This window comes from Sinobaca sp. TMA16-18, from assembly GCF_059510535.1.
Genome location: NZ_JCAKFM010000003.1, coordinates 188,424 through 203,793, shown reverse-complemented (window position 1 = coordinate 203,793; position 15,370 = coordinate 188,424). Strand labels below are relative to the sequence as shown.

General features: G+C 45.5%; 16 protein-coding genes. 12 read left to right on the top strand and 4 right to left on the bottom strand.

Going from position 1 to position 15,370, the window contains the following annotated elements; all coding sequences use genetic code 11:
• Window positions 1–194 precede the first annotated feature (194 nt).
• From AC5W14_RS07240 to AC5W14_RS07230, 3 genes are read left to right on the top strand one after another with little or no spacing between them, the layout of a single operon-like run.
• Window positions 195–1,694, top strand: coding sequence for a phytoene desaturase family protein (locus tag AC5W14_RS07240; RefSeq protein WP_496194030.1), 1,500 nt, complete (start codon window positions 195–197; stop codon window positions 1,692–1,694).
• The gene (locus AC5W14_RS07235; RefSeq protein ID WP_496194029.1) at window positions 1,691–3,127 is read left to right on the top strand and encodes a phytoene desaturase family protein; all 1,437 of its coding nucleotides are present in this window, start codon (window positions 1,691–1,693) and stop codon (window positions 3,125–3,127) included. The genes AC5W14_RS07240 and AC5W14_RS07235 overlap by 4 nt, the downstream gene beginning before the upstream one ends.
• 35 nt (window positions 3,128–3,162) lie before the next feature.
• Entirely contained in the window at window positions 3,163–4,002 is an 840-nt protein-coding gene (locus AC5W14_RS07230; RefSeq protein ID WP_496058669.1) for a phytoene/squalene synthase family protein, read from the top strand.
• A 19-nt stretch (window positions 4,003–4,021) separates the two neighbouring features.
• On the opposite strand, the gene AC5W14_RS07225 is transcribed toward AC5W14_RS07230, so the two are convergent.
• Genes AC5W14_RS07225 through AC5W14_RS07215 form a run of 3 tightly spaced genes read right to left on the bottom strand, consistent with a single transcriptional unit; the run spans window position 4,022 to window position 7,360 of the window.
• Window positions 4,022–5,521, bottom strand: a complete 1,500-nt coding sequence (locus tag AC5W14_RS07225; RefSeq protein ID WP_496194028.1) for a phytoene desaturase family protein — start codon at window positions 5,519–5,521, stop codon at window positions 4,022–4,024.
• Window positions 5,518–6,621 (bottom strand): glycosyltransferase family 2 protein, encoded by a 1,104-nt coding sequence (locus AC5W14_RS07220; RefSeq protein WP_496194027.1) that lies wholly within the window; start codon window positions 6,619–6,621, stop codon window positions 5,518–5,520. Before AC5W14_RS07220 ends, AC5W14_RS07225 begins: the two co-directional genes overlap by 4 nt.
• A gap of 13 nt (window positions 6,622–6,634) precedes the next feature.
• Window positions 6,635–7,360, bottom strand: a complete 726-nt coding sequence (locus AC5W14_RS07215) for a lysophospholipid acyltransferase family protein (RefSeq protein ID WP_496194026.1) — start codon at window positions 7,358–7,360, stop codon at window positions 6,635–6,637.
• A 64-nt stretch (window positions 7,361–7,424) separates the two neighbouring features.
• Here AC5W14_RS07215 and AC5W14_RS07210 point away from each other — a divergent pair, with 64 nt between their 5' ends.
• Window positions 7,425–8,075: a phosphatase PAP2 family protein gene (locus AC5W14_RS07210; RefSeq protein ID WP_496194025.1), complete on the top strand. Its 651-nt coding sequence runs from the start codon at window positions 7,425–7,427 to the stop codon at window positions 8,073–8,075.
• Window positions 8,076–8,127: 52 nt separating this feature from the next.
• On the top strand, window positions 8,128–8,628 hold the full coding sequence (locus tag AC5W14_RS07205) for a PTS sugar transporter subunit IIA (protein ID WP_496194024.1): 501 nt from the start codon (window positions 8,128–8,130) through the stop codon (window positions 8,626–8,628).
• Window positions 8,629–8,735: 107 nt separating this feature from the next.
• Here AC5W14_RS07205 and AC5W14_RS07200 read toward each other — a convergent pair whose 3' ends face one another.
• A complete protein-coding gene (locus tag AC5W14_RS07200) occupies window positions 8,736–9,575 on the bottom strand; it encodes an undecaprenyl-diphosphate phosphatase (protein ID WP_496058663.1) in 840 nt (279 codons plus the stop codon).
• A 151-nt stretch (window positions 9,576–9,726) separates the two neighbouring features.
• Between AC5W14_RS07200 and AC5W14_RS07195 the strand changes: the two genes are divergently transcribed.
• The 7 genes from AC5W14_RS07195 (at window position 9,727) to AC5W14_RS07165 (ending at window position 15,341) form a co-directional block, all read left to right on the top strand.
• Window positions 9,727–10,251, top strand: a complete 525-nt coding sequence (locus AC5W14_RS07195; protein WP_496194023.1) for a TlpA family protein disulfide reductase — start codon at window positions 9,727–9,729, stop codon at window positions 10,249–10,251.
• 11 nt (window positions 10,252–10,262) lie between these two features.
• The gene (locus tag AC5W14_RS07190) at window positions 10,263–10,802 is read left to right on the top strand and encodes an NUDIX hydrolase (protein WP_496058661.1); all 540 of its coding nucleotides are present in this window, start codon (window positions 10,263–10,265) and stop codon (window positions 10,800–10,802) included.
• Window positions 10,803–10,917: 115 nt separating this feature from the next.
• Window positions 10,918–11,415: a ferric iron uptake transcriptional regulator gene (gene fur / locus AC5W14_RS07185; protein ID WP_496058660.1), complete on the top strand. Its 498-nt coding sequence runs from the start codon at window positions 10,918–10,920 to the stop codon at window positions 11,413–11,415.
• A 160-nt stretch (window positions 11,416–11,575) separates the two neighbouring features.
• Window positions 11,576–12,463, top strand: a complete 888-nt coding sequence (gene xerD / locus AC5W14_RS07180; RefSeq protein WP_496058659.1) for a site-specific tyrosine recombinase XerD — start codon at window positions 11,576–11,578, stop codon at window positions 12,461–12,463.
• Between the two features lie 20 nt (window positions 12,464–12,483).
• A complete protein-coding gene (gene deoB, locus AC5W14_RS07175) occupies window positions 12,484–13,683 on the top strand; it encodes a phosphopentomutase (RefSeq protein WP_496058658.1) in 1,200 nt (399 codons plus the stop codon).
• The gene (locus AC5W14_RS07170; protein ID WP_496194022.1) at window positions 13,683–14,513 is read left to right on the top strand and encodes a purine-nucleoside phosphorylase; all 831 of its coding nucleotides are present in this window, start codon (window positions 13,683–13,685) and stop codon (window positions 14,511–14,513) included. The genes deoB and AC5W14_RS07170 overlap by 1 nt, the downstream gene beginning before the upstream one ends.
• Window positions 14,514–15,341 (top strand): purine-nucleoside phosphorylase, encoded by an 828-nt coding sequence (locus AC5W14_RS07165; protein ID WP_496194021.1) that lies wholly within the window; start codon window positions 14,514–14,516, stop codon window positions 15,339–15,341.
• Window positions 15,342–15,370 lie beyond the last annotated feature (29 nt).

The following is a 15,370-nucleotide window of genomic DNA, read 5'->3' as shown; positions in this document are numbered from 1 at the left end:
TAACAGGAACTTTCTTTTTATACATAGGCACCCGCGGGCCATCATCCGGCAGTCGTTTCTGCTTGTATAAAAAAGGCAAACTGAGGTATATTTAGTTGTACAAATGTTGGACAGAACTTAAGCCTCATCCACACTACTATCTACCAAACCATAAAAATGAAATAGGACAGTCAAACAGAGAGGGGCAACGCATCATGGCGGCCAAACACATTATTGTAGTAGGGGCAGGCCCCGGAGGCCTTGCAGCAGGCATGCTGCTTCAATCTAAAGGCTTTCAGGTCAGCGTCCTCGAAAAACAGCCATACGTGGGCGGAAGAACGTCCAGAATAGAAAGAGACGGCTATGTATTCGACCGGGGACCGACCTTTCTAAACATGCCGCATATTCTCGAAGAGGCATTTCAGGAGAGCCGAAGAAACCTTCATGATTATGTTACATTAAAAAAAATAGAACCGATGTATGAACTCGTTTTTAATGACATGTCGTTTTTCCCTACGACAGACAAACAGGAAATGTACAATCGTATAAAAAAGCACTTTCCAGGCGATGAAGAGGGCTATTATGCGTTTATGGAAGGCACGAAAAAAAGGTTTGATAAACTGATGCCTATTCTGCAGAATACGCACGGCCAGTGGAGGGATTATTTACGGCTTCGAACGCTGCGGGCGGTGCCTCAGCTTGCTTTAGGGAAATCGTTGTACGACGTTCTTTCCGATTATTTTACAGATGAACGATTAAAGCTGACGTTTACGTTCCAGTCTAAATACTTAGGTATGTCTCCATGGAACTGTCCGGGCGCTTTCAGTATACTATCGTATATGGAATACGAATACGGGGTGTTTCATCCGCTTGGGGGAATGAATCAACTCTCTGAAGCAATGGCAGAGGCCATCCGTGAAGATGGGGGTTCGGTAAGGACAGAAACCGGCGTCAAACGCGTCATTGTGGAAAATGGACGGGCCGCCGGAGTCGAACTCGAGTCCGGCGAACAGATGGCAGCCGATGAAGTAATTATTAATGCCGATTTTGCCCATGCCGCTTCCACTCTTTTTGAAAAAGGTGACTTAAAAAAATGGAATCAGAAAAAACTGGACAGTATGGAATACTCCTGTTCCACATTCATGCTTTATCTTGGACTGGATACGACGTATGATGCCCCGCATCACACCATTGTGTTTGCTGACGACTACAAACATAATGTGGAAGAAATCACAGGTACTAAGCTTCTTTCCAAGGATCCATCCATTTATGTCCAGAATGGGTCGGTAACAGATGATTCGCTCGCTCCTGAAGGACAGTCGGCTCTATACATTCTCGTTCCGGTTCCAAACAATTTAAGCGGAATTGACTGGGAAGAAGAAAAACCGCGGTTCCGGGATCTTGCACTGGATATTCTGGAAAAGCGGACAGCATTTAAAGGGGTTAGAGATCACATTGTTACAGAAATGATCACTACCCCAAAGGATTGGGAAGAAAATTATTTTGTTTATAACGGGGCAACCTTTAATTTAGCTCATTCGCTTGATCAAATGATGTATTTCCGTCCCCATAATAAATTTGAAGATATCGGGAACTGCTGGCTGGTGGGCGGAGGGACGCATCCAGGCAGCGGGCTTCCGACTATTATTCAGTCCGCACGTATTACGGCCGGCGAAATCAAGCGCAGGGAAAGACAGGGGAGAGCAGCAGAATGAAAACAATTATTGCCGGAGGAGGCATCGGCGGACTGGTAACAGCTTTATACCTGTCCCATTATCAGGAAGACGTGTTATTATTAGAGAAAAAACCATCGCTGGGCGGCAGAATTAAATTTGTAGAAGAAGCCGGCTTTAAAGTAGATGAAGGTCCAACGATTGTTCTTCTGCCGGAAGTGATTTTATCGATTCTGGAAGAAGCGGGAGTAGATAGAAGCAAGATACCAATGAAACGTCTTGATCCCCTGTATACGATGCACTTTCGGGATGGCCCTTCTTTTACAAAGTGGAGCGATACAGAAAAGCAGCTGGAAGAAATCACCCGCTGCTTTCCCGGAGAAGAAGAACACTATCTGCAGTTTATGCATGATATGAAAGATCGCTTTGAATCAGGAAAAGCCGCTTTTCTGGAAAACAGCTTTTACAAAAAATACACGTTTTTCACGAAAAAGAACATAAGCTCGCTACTTAAAATGAAAGCCTATCAAAATGTAAAAAAGCAATCGCAGCAATATTTCAATCACCCCATGCTGCAGCAGGCTTTTCAATTTCAAACGCTCTATATCGGGGGCCATCCTTCCCATTCTCCCGCCCTTTATTCACTGGTCACATTCAGCGAGCATTTTCACGGAGTATGGTATATCGAAGGAGGGTATGCAAGCCTCATAACCGTTCTGGAGAAAGAGCTCAGGGAACGCGGGGTCGATATCAGGTTAAACGAAGAAGTGCTGCAGGTGGATTACACGGAAAACCGGCAGTTTGAATCTGTACTCACCCCATCAGGACGCATACAGGCAGACCAGCTTGTATTAAACGGTGATTTTCCGAAAGCCAAGCAGCTGATAACGAAACAAAAAGAAACGTCCTATGAAGCATCATCGGGTTGCCTGCTGATATATCTGGGTATGGATAAAGTATATACAGAAGAAGGCATTCACCAGTTTTTCATGGGAGGAAACCTGGACGAGCATATGGAAGATGTGTTCAAACGCAGGCAGCTCCACGATGATCCTTCTATTTATGTGTTCAACCCTTCAGTGATGGATGACTCACTTGCGCCGTCCGGGCAGAGCGTTCTTTATATGCTGATTCCTGTTCCCTCAGGGACAGACAGCTCTTTTTGGGAAAAGAAAGAAGAATATGCCGATAAAATGATTGAGTTAGTAGAGGCCCGTGGATATCCCGGTTTAAGCAGTCATATTATCTGGAAAAAAATCCGCACACCTGACCAGGCGGAAGCGGATGGTTTGTATGAAGGCGGCAGCTTTGGCATTCAGCCTACCCTGGGCCAGTCAGCTGTATTCCGCCCCCAATTGAAGCCGTTTAAAGCGGATAACATTTTTGCCGTCGGGGCATCTGTTCATCCGGGCGGAGGCGTTCCGATTGTGATGCAGGGAGCCCGGCTGCTGGCACAGCATTTAAAGCCTGAATAAAAATTAGTATTGGAAAAGCTAAAGGAGGAACAGTGATGATACCTCTGGAGAAAGCATATTCTGACTGCCACCAGATTATCTTGAAAAACAGCAAAACATTTGCAAAAGCCTTTGATTTACTGCCGGAAAAAAAACGGCAGGCGGTTTGGGCGGTCTATGCTTTCTGTCGTACGGCGGATGACATCATAGACGAAGGAACGAATAAAGAAAAAGAGTGGACGGCTTTCCGGGAAGAGCTGCTCCAATTTTTCGATGGGAACTGGGACCGCAGTGTTTCTTTGTGGACGGCTTTGGATGATGTTTTTACCCACTTTCCTATGGAGAAATATCCCTTTTTGGATATGCTGGAAGGCCAGCACTGGGACTTAGTGAAAACCAGGTATCAAACCCTTGAAGAAGTTGAGACCTACGGGTATTATGTGGCAGGAACCGTAGGGTTAATGCTTCTGCCTATTTTATCCCCGCAGGGTTTTGACCATTTAAAGCAGGGAGCTGTGTCGCTGGGAACGGCGATGCAGCTTACGAATATTCTTCGGGACATTGGAGAAGATCTTTACTTAAACCGGATTTACTTTCCAGAAGATATTATGAAAAAGCATCATTACACCCCGGAACAGCTGGAAAACAAAGAAAAAACGGCTTCATTCATCCAGGCGTGGGAAGAAGTAGCGGTCCGGGCCGAAGATTTATATAAAGAAGGGCTTGTCTCCATAGAGGAGTATCCGGAAGACGCCCGGTTCCCTGTTAAAGCTTCTGCATATATGTACTGGGCTATTCTTCATGCGGCCCGCAAAAATGAGTATAATGTGTTTCAGCAGCGGATGGTTGTATCCAATGATGACAAAAAGAATATACTAAAAACGATCTCCGGCTGACTGCCTGGAGATCGTTTGTTTAGAAGGAGGTATAATCGAGCAGAATGCCGTCTTTTTTTAGAATGGTTCTGGCCGTTTCCCGGCCGCTGAGCACGACCATAGGGGACCCGCCGCCCGGATGGGTGGAACCGCCCGTAAAGGATAGACGGGAGATGTCAGCGGGCTCGTTGTATGGTCTTAAAAAAGCATCACGGCGCCTGTTCGAGGCAGCCCCATATATAGACCCCCGGAAAGCGTAATAGTCTTCGGCCATCTCAGCCGGAGTAATAATTTTTTCGTGTACAAGATGCGGACGAATAAAAACACCTTTTTCTTCCAGCAGGTCATAAATGGTATCTCTGTATGCCGCCTGTTCGGAAGCGGTGAGGGCACCCCCGGGAAGCGAAGGGGCGTTGATAAGGATAAATAAGTTATCGCCTTCAGGCGATACAGAAGGATCAGTATAAGAAGAGTTGCTGATGTAAATTGTAGGCTCCTCTGCATACTGATTATGTGCAAACAGCTTCTGGAATTCCTGTTTGTAATCAGAACTGAAAAATACCTGATGGTGCTTTAGTTGAGGAAGTCTTGTGTCAAGAGCCGCCATAATAACAAAGGCGGAAATGGAAGCTTCTGTGTTTTCTGCTTTTCGATCAGTAAATCGGGGGCGCAGGCTTTCCTCTACTAAAGACGGAAACTGCGTAAGCAGGTCGCCGTTTAGGACGATATGATCAGCCGGTTCGGTTTCTCCGGCTGTTCGAACACCGACAGCACGCTGCTGTTCCACCAGGATTTCAGTCACTTCCGTATTTTTGTAAAAACGGACGCCAAGATCTACGGCCGCTTGTTCCAATCCGGCTGCGATAGCGGTGTTTCCGCCTTTTGTATAGTACACCCCGTCCGCCCATTCCAGATAGCTGATTAAAGAAAATGTGGCAGGAGCCCGGTACGGCGAAGAACCAATGTAAGTCGCGTAACGGTCAAACAGCTGCTGCAGACGCGTATCTTTAAAAGTTGAGGCATGAAAACGGTGCATTGTCTGCAGCGGTTTTACTTTCAGGAGGGCGCTGAATAATTCCGGCGACAGATAATCAATGGGAGAACGAAACGTTCTCGGAAAAAAGGAAGAAGACGCGGTATGAAATAAACGGCTGGTGCGTTTTATATACTTTTTAAACCGCTTCGCATCTTTCTCCCCGGAAAAGCGGCTGATGGATTCGGCTGCGGCTTCCAGACTGTCCTCAGAATCAAGCCGGCTTCCGTTTGAGAAATGGTGGCGGGTATGTTTGGACAGCCGCTGAAACTGAAAATAGTCAGAGGCGGTCAAGCCGGCCAGCTCCAGCACGTGATTAAATACCCAGGGCATCGTAATCGTATTCGGCCCAAAATCGAAAGTATGGGATCCAAAGGTATAAGAACGCAGTTTTCCACCGGCAGTGTTATTTTTTTCGTAAACGGAAACATCATGGCCGTGTGAGGCAAGCAGGACAGCGCAGGATAAGCCGCCAAGCCCGGCACCAACAATAATAGATTTTGTCATTGGTAGGTTCGTCCTTTCCATGTGTAGCCTTTTTGTCGTACGGTAAGGTAGATAGAATAGAACAGAACAGCAAGAAGGGCCGCTGCAGAAAAAGGCATAAACAGGCAGAGCCATTTTTTCTGGCGGAACAGGATATCGGTGTATAATTTCATAAAGACAACAAGCAGGAATGGCAGACAAAACAGCCAGTTGGAAGCAACAGCACCGTAAATGAAAAGAGGAAGCGGAGCGATAAAGAATAAAGTGTAAAAAAGAGTCAGCAGGACTGCAAGAAGAAAAGATCTGCCGATGCCGGGGAATATATTTTTACCGAATCCTTGCCAGACGTCCCGGTTTGATTCATACATATAGCAGGTAACATGTTCCGTAATATTCAATAGCAGGCTTCGAAATCCGTTTGCTTTAAACCGGCGCGTGAGGGCAACATCATCAACAATAGCGTCCTTAACGGAGGAATGGCCGCCGGCCTGCTCATATGCCTTCCGTTCTGCAAAGATGAAGGCACCGTGAGCCGCCGTGAAAATAGGACGCATCGTATAATTTGCGGGCAGCAGTGGAAGATGAAGGGCAATGACAAAATGCTGCATAGGAACAAGCAGGGCGGCCAGGATACCGGATACCGGAAATTTTGGAAACCCTGTCAGCAGCTTTGCCTGCCTGGAGCGGGCGGTTTCCTGAAACACATCAATGGTTTCCGGTGTGAGACGGACATCCGCATCGATAAAACATAAAAAGTCAGTGTCAGCTTTTTCGGCAAGCTGATGACAGGCAAAATTTTTACCGGTCCATCCGGCCGGCAGCGGTCTGCCGGTTAACACTTCGGCTTCCTTCCAACCGGCAGTCTGCGTCCGGAGTATAGATAACGTGCTGTCCTCCGAACTGTCATCCAAAAAAAGAAAGCGGACGTGCGGGGTGTTTATTTGTTTTAAATTATGAAGAAGCGCTTCGGCATGTTTCTCTTCGTTTCTCATGGGAACGAGCACACTCACCGTCACGGGCGCTTTGGTATTCGTTGAAGCAGCGGGGCGCGGCATAAACATCAGATTCCCTACAAGCCATAGCGAAAAGCAAAGCAGTAAGGCGCTGTATAAAACAATCATTAAAGTCATCTCCTTACTGGTTGGAACGGCGGAATATTTTCTGGAAAGATTCGCTTACGGTAGCTTTTCCTTTTAGCAGCGACTCAAAAGAATCCAACTGCTTTTCCTCGATCACATCGAACGCGAGCTGATCGAGCTGTGCTGTCAGCCGGTCTTCCAAATACGTGGTAATGCTGGAATAAGAAGATCCGCCCGTATTGCTGTTCAAGTATATCGGCTGGCCGGTTTCAATGAATAGATAAGGTGTCTGCTTATGAAAGTAGCTGTAGTAAAGCGATACGGGTATGACTGGAATATTCTCATGCCCGGCGGCAATTCTGGCAATACCGGAAGAAAACCCGAGCGGTCTTTTTTCAAGATGCTCTTCCCGGCCCTGGGGGAAGATCCATACGGCATTGTTGCTGTGGAGTTTGTCTTTGGCATACTGCAGTGACTGCAGCATTTTTCTCCCGCTGGACCGGTCTATCGAAAAGGCGCCGAGCCTTCGGAAAAATGGGAACTGTCTGAGACCTTCTTCATCAATCATTGCAAAAGCCTCTTTTTTGAAATGAGCATGGTTTATGTAATGCAGGACGAGGCCGTCCCACCAGTTGCTGTGGTTGGCATAAAATAATACAGGACCGGAGGGAACAGGTGCGGATTCTCTGTACAATAGTTGATAAAAGTGTTTTTTTAACAGCCGTCTGTTATAGTAGAAAAATAAAAAATCCAGAACGCTGTTTTTAGAAGATTCCTGCATAGCGTTAGCGCTCCTTTTTCTTCAGCTGACCTATGCCCATTATGAAATAGAAGGCGCTGATAACATGTTGGAAAAGAAATGGATCCTGTTTGTCTGTCTGAGCGGCATAGCCGCTTTTATTATTTTAGCACAGGATGTAGCCGGAGAAACATCTACAGCCTGGGAACAGTCAATCATCGAGGCTGTGCGAAGCTGGACCAATACATTTACGATAGAAGTATTTAAATTTATAACGTCGCTTGCGAGTGTCATTTTTACGACGATTGTAACAACGCTTCTTACGCTGTTGTTCTGGATTCAGAAGAAATGGAAAAAAGGCTGGATTATCGCCATTGCAGTCGGGGGAAGCGGAGCCATAAACTATGGCTTAAAGAGTTTCTTCTCGAGAGACAGACCCGTTGTGAACCGTTTTATTGAAGCAGACGGATTCAGCTTTCCGAGCGGGCATGCGATGAATGCACTTGCGATGTACGGAATAATTGCCATCATTATTGTACTGGCTATAGAAAATGCAGCGGTGAAAACGGTTATTGTAGCCGCTTCAGCTATGCTTATTCTGTTGATCGGACTGAGCCGCGTCTATTTAGGGGTTCATTATCCGGGCGATGTGATGGGAGGTTTTATTGCTGCTTCGATGTGGCTTCTCATTACCGGCTCATGGTATATTAAAACAGACTTGGAAGAATCCCCTTTAAAGCAGATTGAGAATAAATAATTAAGGGTATAACGAAGAAAGAGCATTCACAATATGAAGATGAGGTGGAAATATGTTCAAAAAATTATTCGGATCAAAAAGCGAACCGAAAGAAGTAACGATTAAATCCCCGGCAACGGGTAAGTTTGTGGATTTAAAAGACGTGCCGGATCCGACCTTTTCAGAAAAAATGATGGGTGAAGGATTTGCAGTAGAGCCTTCTGAAGGCAGAATTGTATCTCCTGTTAAAGGAAAGATAGTACAGGTTTTTCCTACAAAGCACGCGGTCGGCATTAAGTCTGACGAAGGCCTGGACGTGTTGATTCATATCGGCCTGGAAACAGTAGCTTTAAATGGAGAAGGTTTCACGACCCATATTTCAGAGGGTGATAAAGTAAACCCAGGTGACCTGCTGGTGGAATTTACGCTTGCTGACATTAAAGAAAAAGCCAAGAGCCTTATTACACCTGTCGTATTCACTGAAGGAGATCAGATTCAGGATATTACGGCTCACACTCAGACGGAAGTAACCGCCGGTGAGACTGATATGGCGACTGTGACGGTTAAAGGTTAAATTATTACGGCTCTATTAACTAAATATAAATTAAAAAGAGGCAGCGCGTGTCAGCGGCTGCCTCTTTTTTTTATGCAATTGCAATAAAAGAAGTTCGTATGCTGTTTTTATACATCAATAACAGTGCCGGCATCAAGAAATCCGATAACTAATGCAGCGAGCACAAAACAATAAACAGCAAAATAAATCAAACGGCCTTTGTTTAAGAAGTCAATCAGCCAGATGATTCCTATATAGGAAGTAATAAAAGAAGCAATTAACGCTGCTGCAATAGGTCCGTATCCGATAACGCCAAGCTGGCCGGAAGTCAGGTCGCCAAGAGCCAGTACGGAAGAACCGGCAATAACGGGAATGGACAATAGAAAAGAATACCGTACGGCCGTTTTCCGGCTCAAACCAGCGTACAAGCCGGCAATTAGAGTTGTACCTGAACGTGAAATGCCAGGCAGGACAGCAAGCGTCTGGGCAAGGCCTACTACAATAGAATCGAGTATCGTCATTTCTTTTTCCGTTCGAATGCCAATGCGGTGGAACCGTTCAATAAGAATAAGGAAAATACCAGTCAGTGTCAGGGAACCTGCGATAACAAAAGGCGTTTTGATCCCTTCGCCAATCGCACCTTCAAGAAGAATACCTAATGCTCCCGTAATAAACGTGGCGATAATAATGAATATACTGAAAAGAAATTCCGGCTTGTCTTCTATGTCCCGTTTTAGTAAATAACGAAAGAATACCTGGATCAGATGAATAATGTCCTTCCGGAAAAACAAGATGACCGCTGCTACAGATCCTAAATGAAGGATAACTTCAAAAGACAACCCGGGAAATGTATAGCCAAAAAGCATTTGTGCAATAACAATATGTGCTGTGCTTGATATAGGGAGAAATTCAGCAATGCCCTGAACAATTCCAAATATCAGTGCTTCAATAATAGTCAATACGTTCACTCCTTTTTCTCTAACAAATGCTATTTTAGCAAAACAACGGGCAATAAAAAAGGGGATTTTGGTCTTCAACTCTGCTGAATCACAAAAATGACAAACACAAATACCGTCAAACTATGTATGATAGAGAGAGAATGAGCGGGCAGGTGAGGGAATGAATAAAAAAAAGATTACCCTTGTAATTATTGGATTGGCAGCCGCTGCTGCTTTGTATATTATTATCAGCGGCAGTGCCAAACAGGTCGGATCAGAACCGGGGGACAGGGCTCCTGATTTTTCGCTTCCTTCCTATGGCACCGGCGGGGATACCGTACTGAGTGACTACCGGGGAAGCCTGGTGGTGCTCAACATGTGGGCCTCATGGTGTGAGCCATGCGTCAGAGAGCTCCCGGCGCTTTTGGATATCCATGAGGATTACAGTGAAGAGGATGTCGAGGTTATTACAATGAACATGAATTCCTACGAACGGACGCAGGAAGAGGCAGAAACGTTCGCAGAAGAATTCAATCTTTCCGCGTCCCCTTCTGCAATCGATATGGATGGAGATATGGCAGATGCGTATCAGCTTCAATACCTTCCGACTACAGTTATTATCGATAAAGATGGTATTATTATTGAAAAAATTGCCGGAGAAGTTACATACGAGCGAATGGAACAGGTTATTGAGGAAAATATCTGAGGAGGAACGACATGGACTTTACAGAAAAGACGATTTCAGGAGAAAGAATATACAGCGGCAAGGTTATTAATGTAGATGTAGAAGAGGTCGGTCTCCCAAATGGAAAAACAAGCAAAAGGGAACTGGTACGCCATCCCGGAGCAGTAGCAGTAATCGCTGTGACGCAGGACGATAACATTGTGATGGTGCGCCAATACCGAAAAGCATTGGAAAAAGAAATTCTGGAAATACCGGCAGGTAAAATGGAAGCAGGCGAAGAGCCCCACGTTACCGCAGGTCGTGAGCTGGAAGAGGAAACCGGCTATAAACCGCTCAGCCTGAAAAAAATTGCTTCTTTTTATACGGCTCCCGGCTTTTGTGATGAACTGGTTCATTTGTACGAGGCAGACATCGATAAGCCGGGCACCCCGTTTACTGATGAAGATGAATTTGTACAGGTGGAAGAAATTTCACTTAAGGAAGCGGAAGAAGCCATCGAACAGAATCTGATACACGATGCGAAAACAATGTATGCTGTTCAATATTTGAGACTGAGAATCAATAAGCTGTAGTTGATTATCAGTTAATAATAATTATAAAGTGGTATTAATTATCATTATTAATTGACACTCTTCTTTAGCATTATTATAATGTGAGTATAGATTGATTGAGAAGGAGGAGGATAAAATGGAACAGCGTATTGACCGGATAAAAAATCAGCTACATTCCAAAAGCTATAAGTTAACTCCTCAACGGGAAGCAACGGTTCGTGTTCTGCTGGAAAATGAAGAAGATCACCTCAGTGCAGAAGATGTATACTTACTCGTAAAAGAAAAAGCACCGGAAATCGGTCTTGCTACCGTTTACCGCACCCTTGAGCTTTTAAATGAACTGGAAATTGTTGATAAAATAAACTTTGGGGATGGGGTTTCCCGGTATGATCTCCGAAAAGAAGGCGCCGCTCATTTCCATCATCATCTTGTATGTATTGAATGCGGAACGGTTGATGAGATCCAGGATGACCTGCTTGGAGATGTAGAAAAGATTGTAGAAAAAGACTGGAATTTCAAAATTAAAGACCACCGTCTGACGTTTCACGGCGTATGCCACCGCTGCCACAGCACAGAGCAGGAATCAGATGCAGAAAAGAAACCGAAAAAGAAAAATCAGGTGAAAGTCCGTTAAACCTTTTCAGAAATGAGAAGGTTTTTTATTTTGCCGTATTGTTAGAAAAATAGAACTTTTTAGAAGTTGAAATTGATGGAGGGATAAGGATGATGACGCTTTATTGCTTATGTTATGATATGCCTGTACGATTTGTAAATGGAAGGAAGGCGGACTTGAGGTGAAGATGGATATCATGGATTTTCTGCATTACTGCCAGGTGGAAAAAGGACTGTCACAAAATACGGTTCAATCCTATCAAAGGGATTTGAAGCACTACATAGCAAGTGTGGAAAAAGCAGGTGTGTCCAAAACAGCTGACGTGGAAAGGCGGCATATCCTGGACTATCTTCATGCAAAAAAAGAAGAGGGCCGCACGACCGCTACGTTGTCGAGGTACTTATCAACGATTCGTGCATTCCATCAATTTGCTCTAAGAGACGGAAAAGCAAAAAAGGATCCGTCCGAGCTTATTGAAACGCCCAGGAAGAGCAGAAAGCTTCCTTCTGTCCTTACGTCGCAGGAAGTAGACCGTCTTCTGGAGGCTTCTAAAGGAACGACTGCTTTTTCACGAAGAAATCATGCCATGCTGGAGCTGATGTATGCGACCGGCCTCCGTGTCACGGAGCTGTGTGAGCTTAAAAGTGGGGATATTCATTTAGAAATGGGATTTGTGCAGTGCCTCGGAAAAGGAAACAAAGAGCGGATCGTCCCTCTTGGAAAAGTCGCAGCGGATGCAGTGGAGACATATGCAGGGAACGGCCGCCTGGAGCTGATGAAGCAAAAGCGGCATGACACCCTTTTTGTGAATCATCACGGAAATCCGCTTTCCCGGCAGGGGTTTTGGAAAATACTAAAGGCAGCTGCAGAAAAGGCTGGAATTGAAAAGCCGCTCACACCGCACACGCTGAGACACTCTTTTGCCACCCATCTTCTTGAAAATGGAGCTGACCTGAGAGCAGTGCAGGAAATGCTCGGGCACACTGATATCTCGACCACCCAAATATACACTCACGTATCAACCCATAAACTCAAAGATGTCTATTTACATTATCATCCAAGGGCATAACGAAAAAGAGGAGACTAAATATGAATGATTATCCGTTCAAGCGAATGTTTGTTGTAGTGATGGATTCAGTAGGAATAGGAGAAGCACCTGACGCTGAACAGTTTGGCGACCAAGGCGCTGATACGCTGGGCCACATTGCTGAAAAAATGAATGGGCTGCACGTACCTAACCTGGAAAAACTAGGGTTGGGAATGATCAAAGAAGCGCCGGGGATTTCACCAGTGTCTTCTCCGACTGCTTCATACGGCATTATGGAAGAAGCGTCGCAGAGCAAAGACACGATGACAGGTCACTGGGAAATGATGGGACTCTACATCGGCGAGCCGTTTCAGACATTTCCTGAAGGATTTCCTCCAGATTTGATTGGAAAACTAGAAGAAGCAGCCGGACGGAAAGTGATAGGCAATAAAGTGGCATCCGGTACGGAAATTATAGAAGAGCTCGGCGAAGCCCATGTGAACAGCGGCGATTTAATCGTGTATACCTCTGCAGATTCAGTCCTGCAGATTGCCGCCCATGAAGACGTTGTGCCGCTTGAAGAGCTGTACGATATCTGTGAAAAAGCACGGAAAATGACCTATGATCCCCCTTATATGCTGGGAAGAATCATCGCGAGGCCTTTTACTGGAGCGGACGGTGCATTTGAACGAACCTCCAACCGGCATGATTATGCATTAAAGCCGTTTGGGCAGACCGTACTGAACTATTTAAAGGACAGCAGCCTGGACAGTTTGGCTGTAGGGAAGATCAGCGATATTTTTGATAATGAAGGCATTACCAATTCCCTGCGCACGACATCGAATATGGATGGGATGGATAAATTGATGCAGACGGTCCACCAGAATTTTACCGGACTCAGCTTTTTAAACCTCGTCGACTTTGATGCGAAATTCGGCCACCGCCGTGACCCGATCGGGTATGGCAAAGCAATAGAAGAGTTTGATCAAAGGCTGCCGGAAGTGCTGGAGAACATGAATCAGAACGATATTCTTATTATTACCGCAGACCATGGAAATGACCCGGTTCACCCGGGAACCGATCATACAAGAGAAGTCGTGCCGCTGCTTGCCTATTCGCCTTCTATTCAGCCCGGACGGGATCTGGGCACAAGGAAGACGTTTGCTGATGTAGGTGCTACTATCGCCGAAAACTTTAATGTACCGATGCCGGAGTATGGCAGCAGCTTTTTATCAATTTTAAATAAGAATGGAGACAAATAATGAGCATAATAGATAACGTTCAAAAAGCAGGCAGCGCGATTCAGTCCTATACAACAATACAGCCGAAGATTGGTTTGATTTTAGGGTCCGGCCTCGGTATTCTCGCTGATGAAATAGAAGAGGCTGTAGTCATTCCTTATGAAAAAATACCAGGATTTCCGGTTTCAACCGTTGAAGGCCATGCCGGCGAGCTTGTGATTGGAAAGCTTGAAGGGGTTGCAGTTGCAGCAATGAAAGGCCGTTTTCATTATTACGAAGGCTATTCGATGCAGGAAGTCACCTTTCCGGTGCGCGTTATGCATATGCTTGGCATAGAAGCACTGTTTGTAACGAATGCTGCCGGCGGCATTAACGAATCATTTAAAGCGGGCAACTTAATGAGAATTAAAGACCATATTAATCAAATGGGAGCAAACCCGTTAATCGGCAAAAACGAAGAATCATTTGGAACCCGCTTTCCGGATATGTCGAATGCTTATTCTGAAAGACTGGCCCATATTGCCAATAAAGCTGCTAAAGAGCTCGAAATTGATTTAAAAGAGGGTGTGTATGCAGCAAATACAGGACCTTGTTATGAGACTCCTGCGGAAATAAAAATGCTGCGGGTGCTTGGGGCAGATGCTGTAGGCATGTCCACCGTTCCCGAAGTTATTGCAGCGGCTCATTCATCCATCCAGGTACTCGGGCTTTCCTGCATTTCCAACATGGCAGCCGGCATTCTGGACCAGCCGCTCAGCCACGACGAAGTAATGGAAACAACGACAGCTGTTCGTGCGGAATTTTTAGCATTGATGAAAAACATCGTTAAGCGGACGGGGGAAGAGCTGTAAATGAGTATACCCGAAGCAGAAGTAAAAGAAGCAGCTGATTTTATTCAGTCTAAAATAAATAAAGCTCCTGCTGTCGCTATGATTCTGGGGTCTGGTCTCGGTGATCTGGCAGAAGAGATAGAAGAGCCCGTTTATATTCCGTACAATGAGATTCCATACTTTCCCGTGTCTACGGTGGAAGGCCATGCAGGACGCCTTGTTATTGGAAAGCTTCAGGGAAAAGAAGTGATTGCCATGCAGGGACGCTTTCATTACTATGAAGGTTATTCGATGCAGGAAGTCACCTTCCCGGTCCGGGTGATGAAAAGTCTTGGAGCAGAAAATCTGATTGTAACCAATGCATGCGGAGGCATGAACAAAAGCTTTCAGCCCGGCGATTTAATGGTGATAAAAGATCATTTAAACATGACAAACGACAATCCACTTATTGGGAAAAACCTGGAGGCATTCGGTCCCCGTTTTCCTGATATGAGTACAGCGTACAATAAAGAATTTCAGGAACTTGCCCACCGCTGTGCCAAAAAAGAAGGCTTAACACTGCAGCAGGGCGTATATGCCGGCATTACCGGACCTTATTTCATGTCTGCAGCAGAATTGATTATGCTCCGTCGTCTCGGCGGGGATGTTGTAGGCATGTCCACGGTGCCGGAAGTCATTGTGGCCCGGCACAGCGGAATGAACGTGCTTGGTATTTCCTGCGTCACAGACATGGCAGTCGGTGAAGATCTGCAGGGTGTGACCCATCAGGAAGTGATGGAAACAGCCGCACGGACGAAGCCTAAATTTATTTCGTTAGTAAAAGAAATTGTAAAAGAGATGTCGGCGTAGAATGATTTTAAACGAAAAGAGGCAGATGC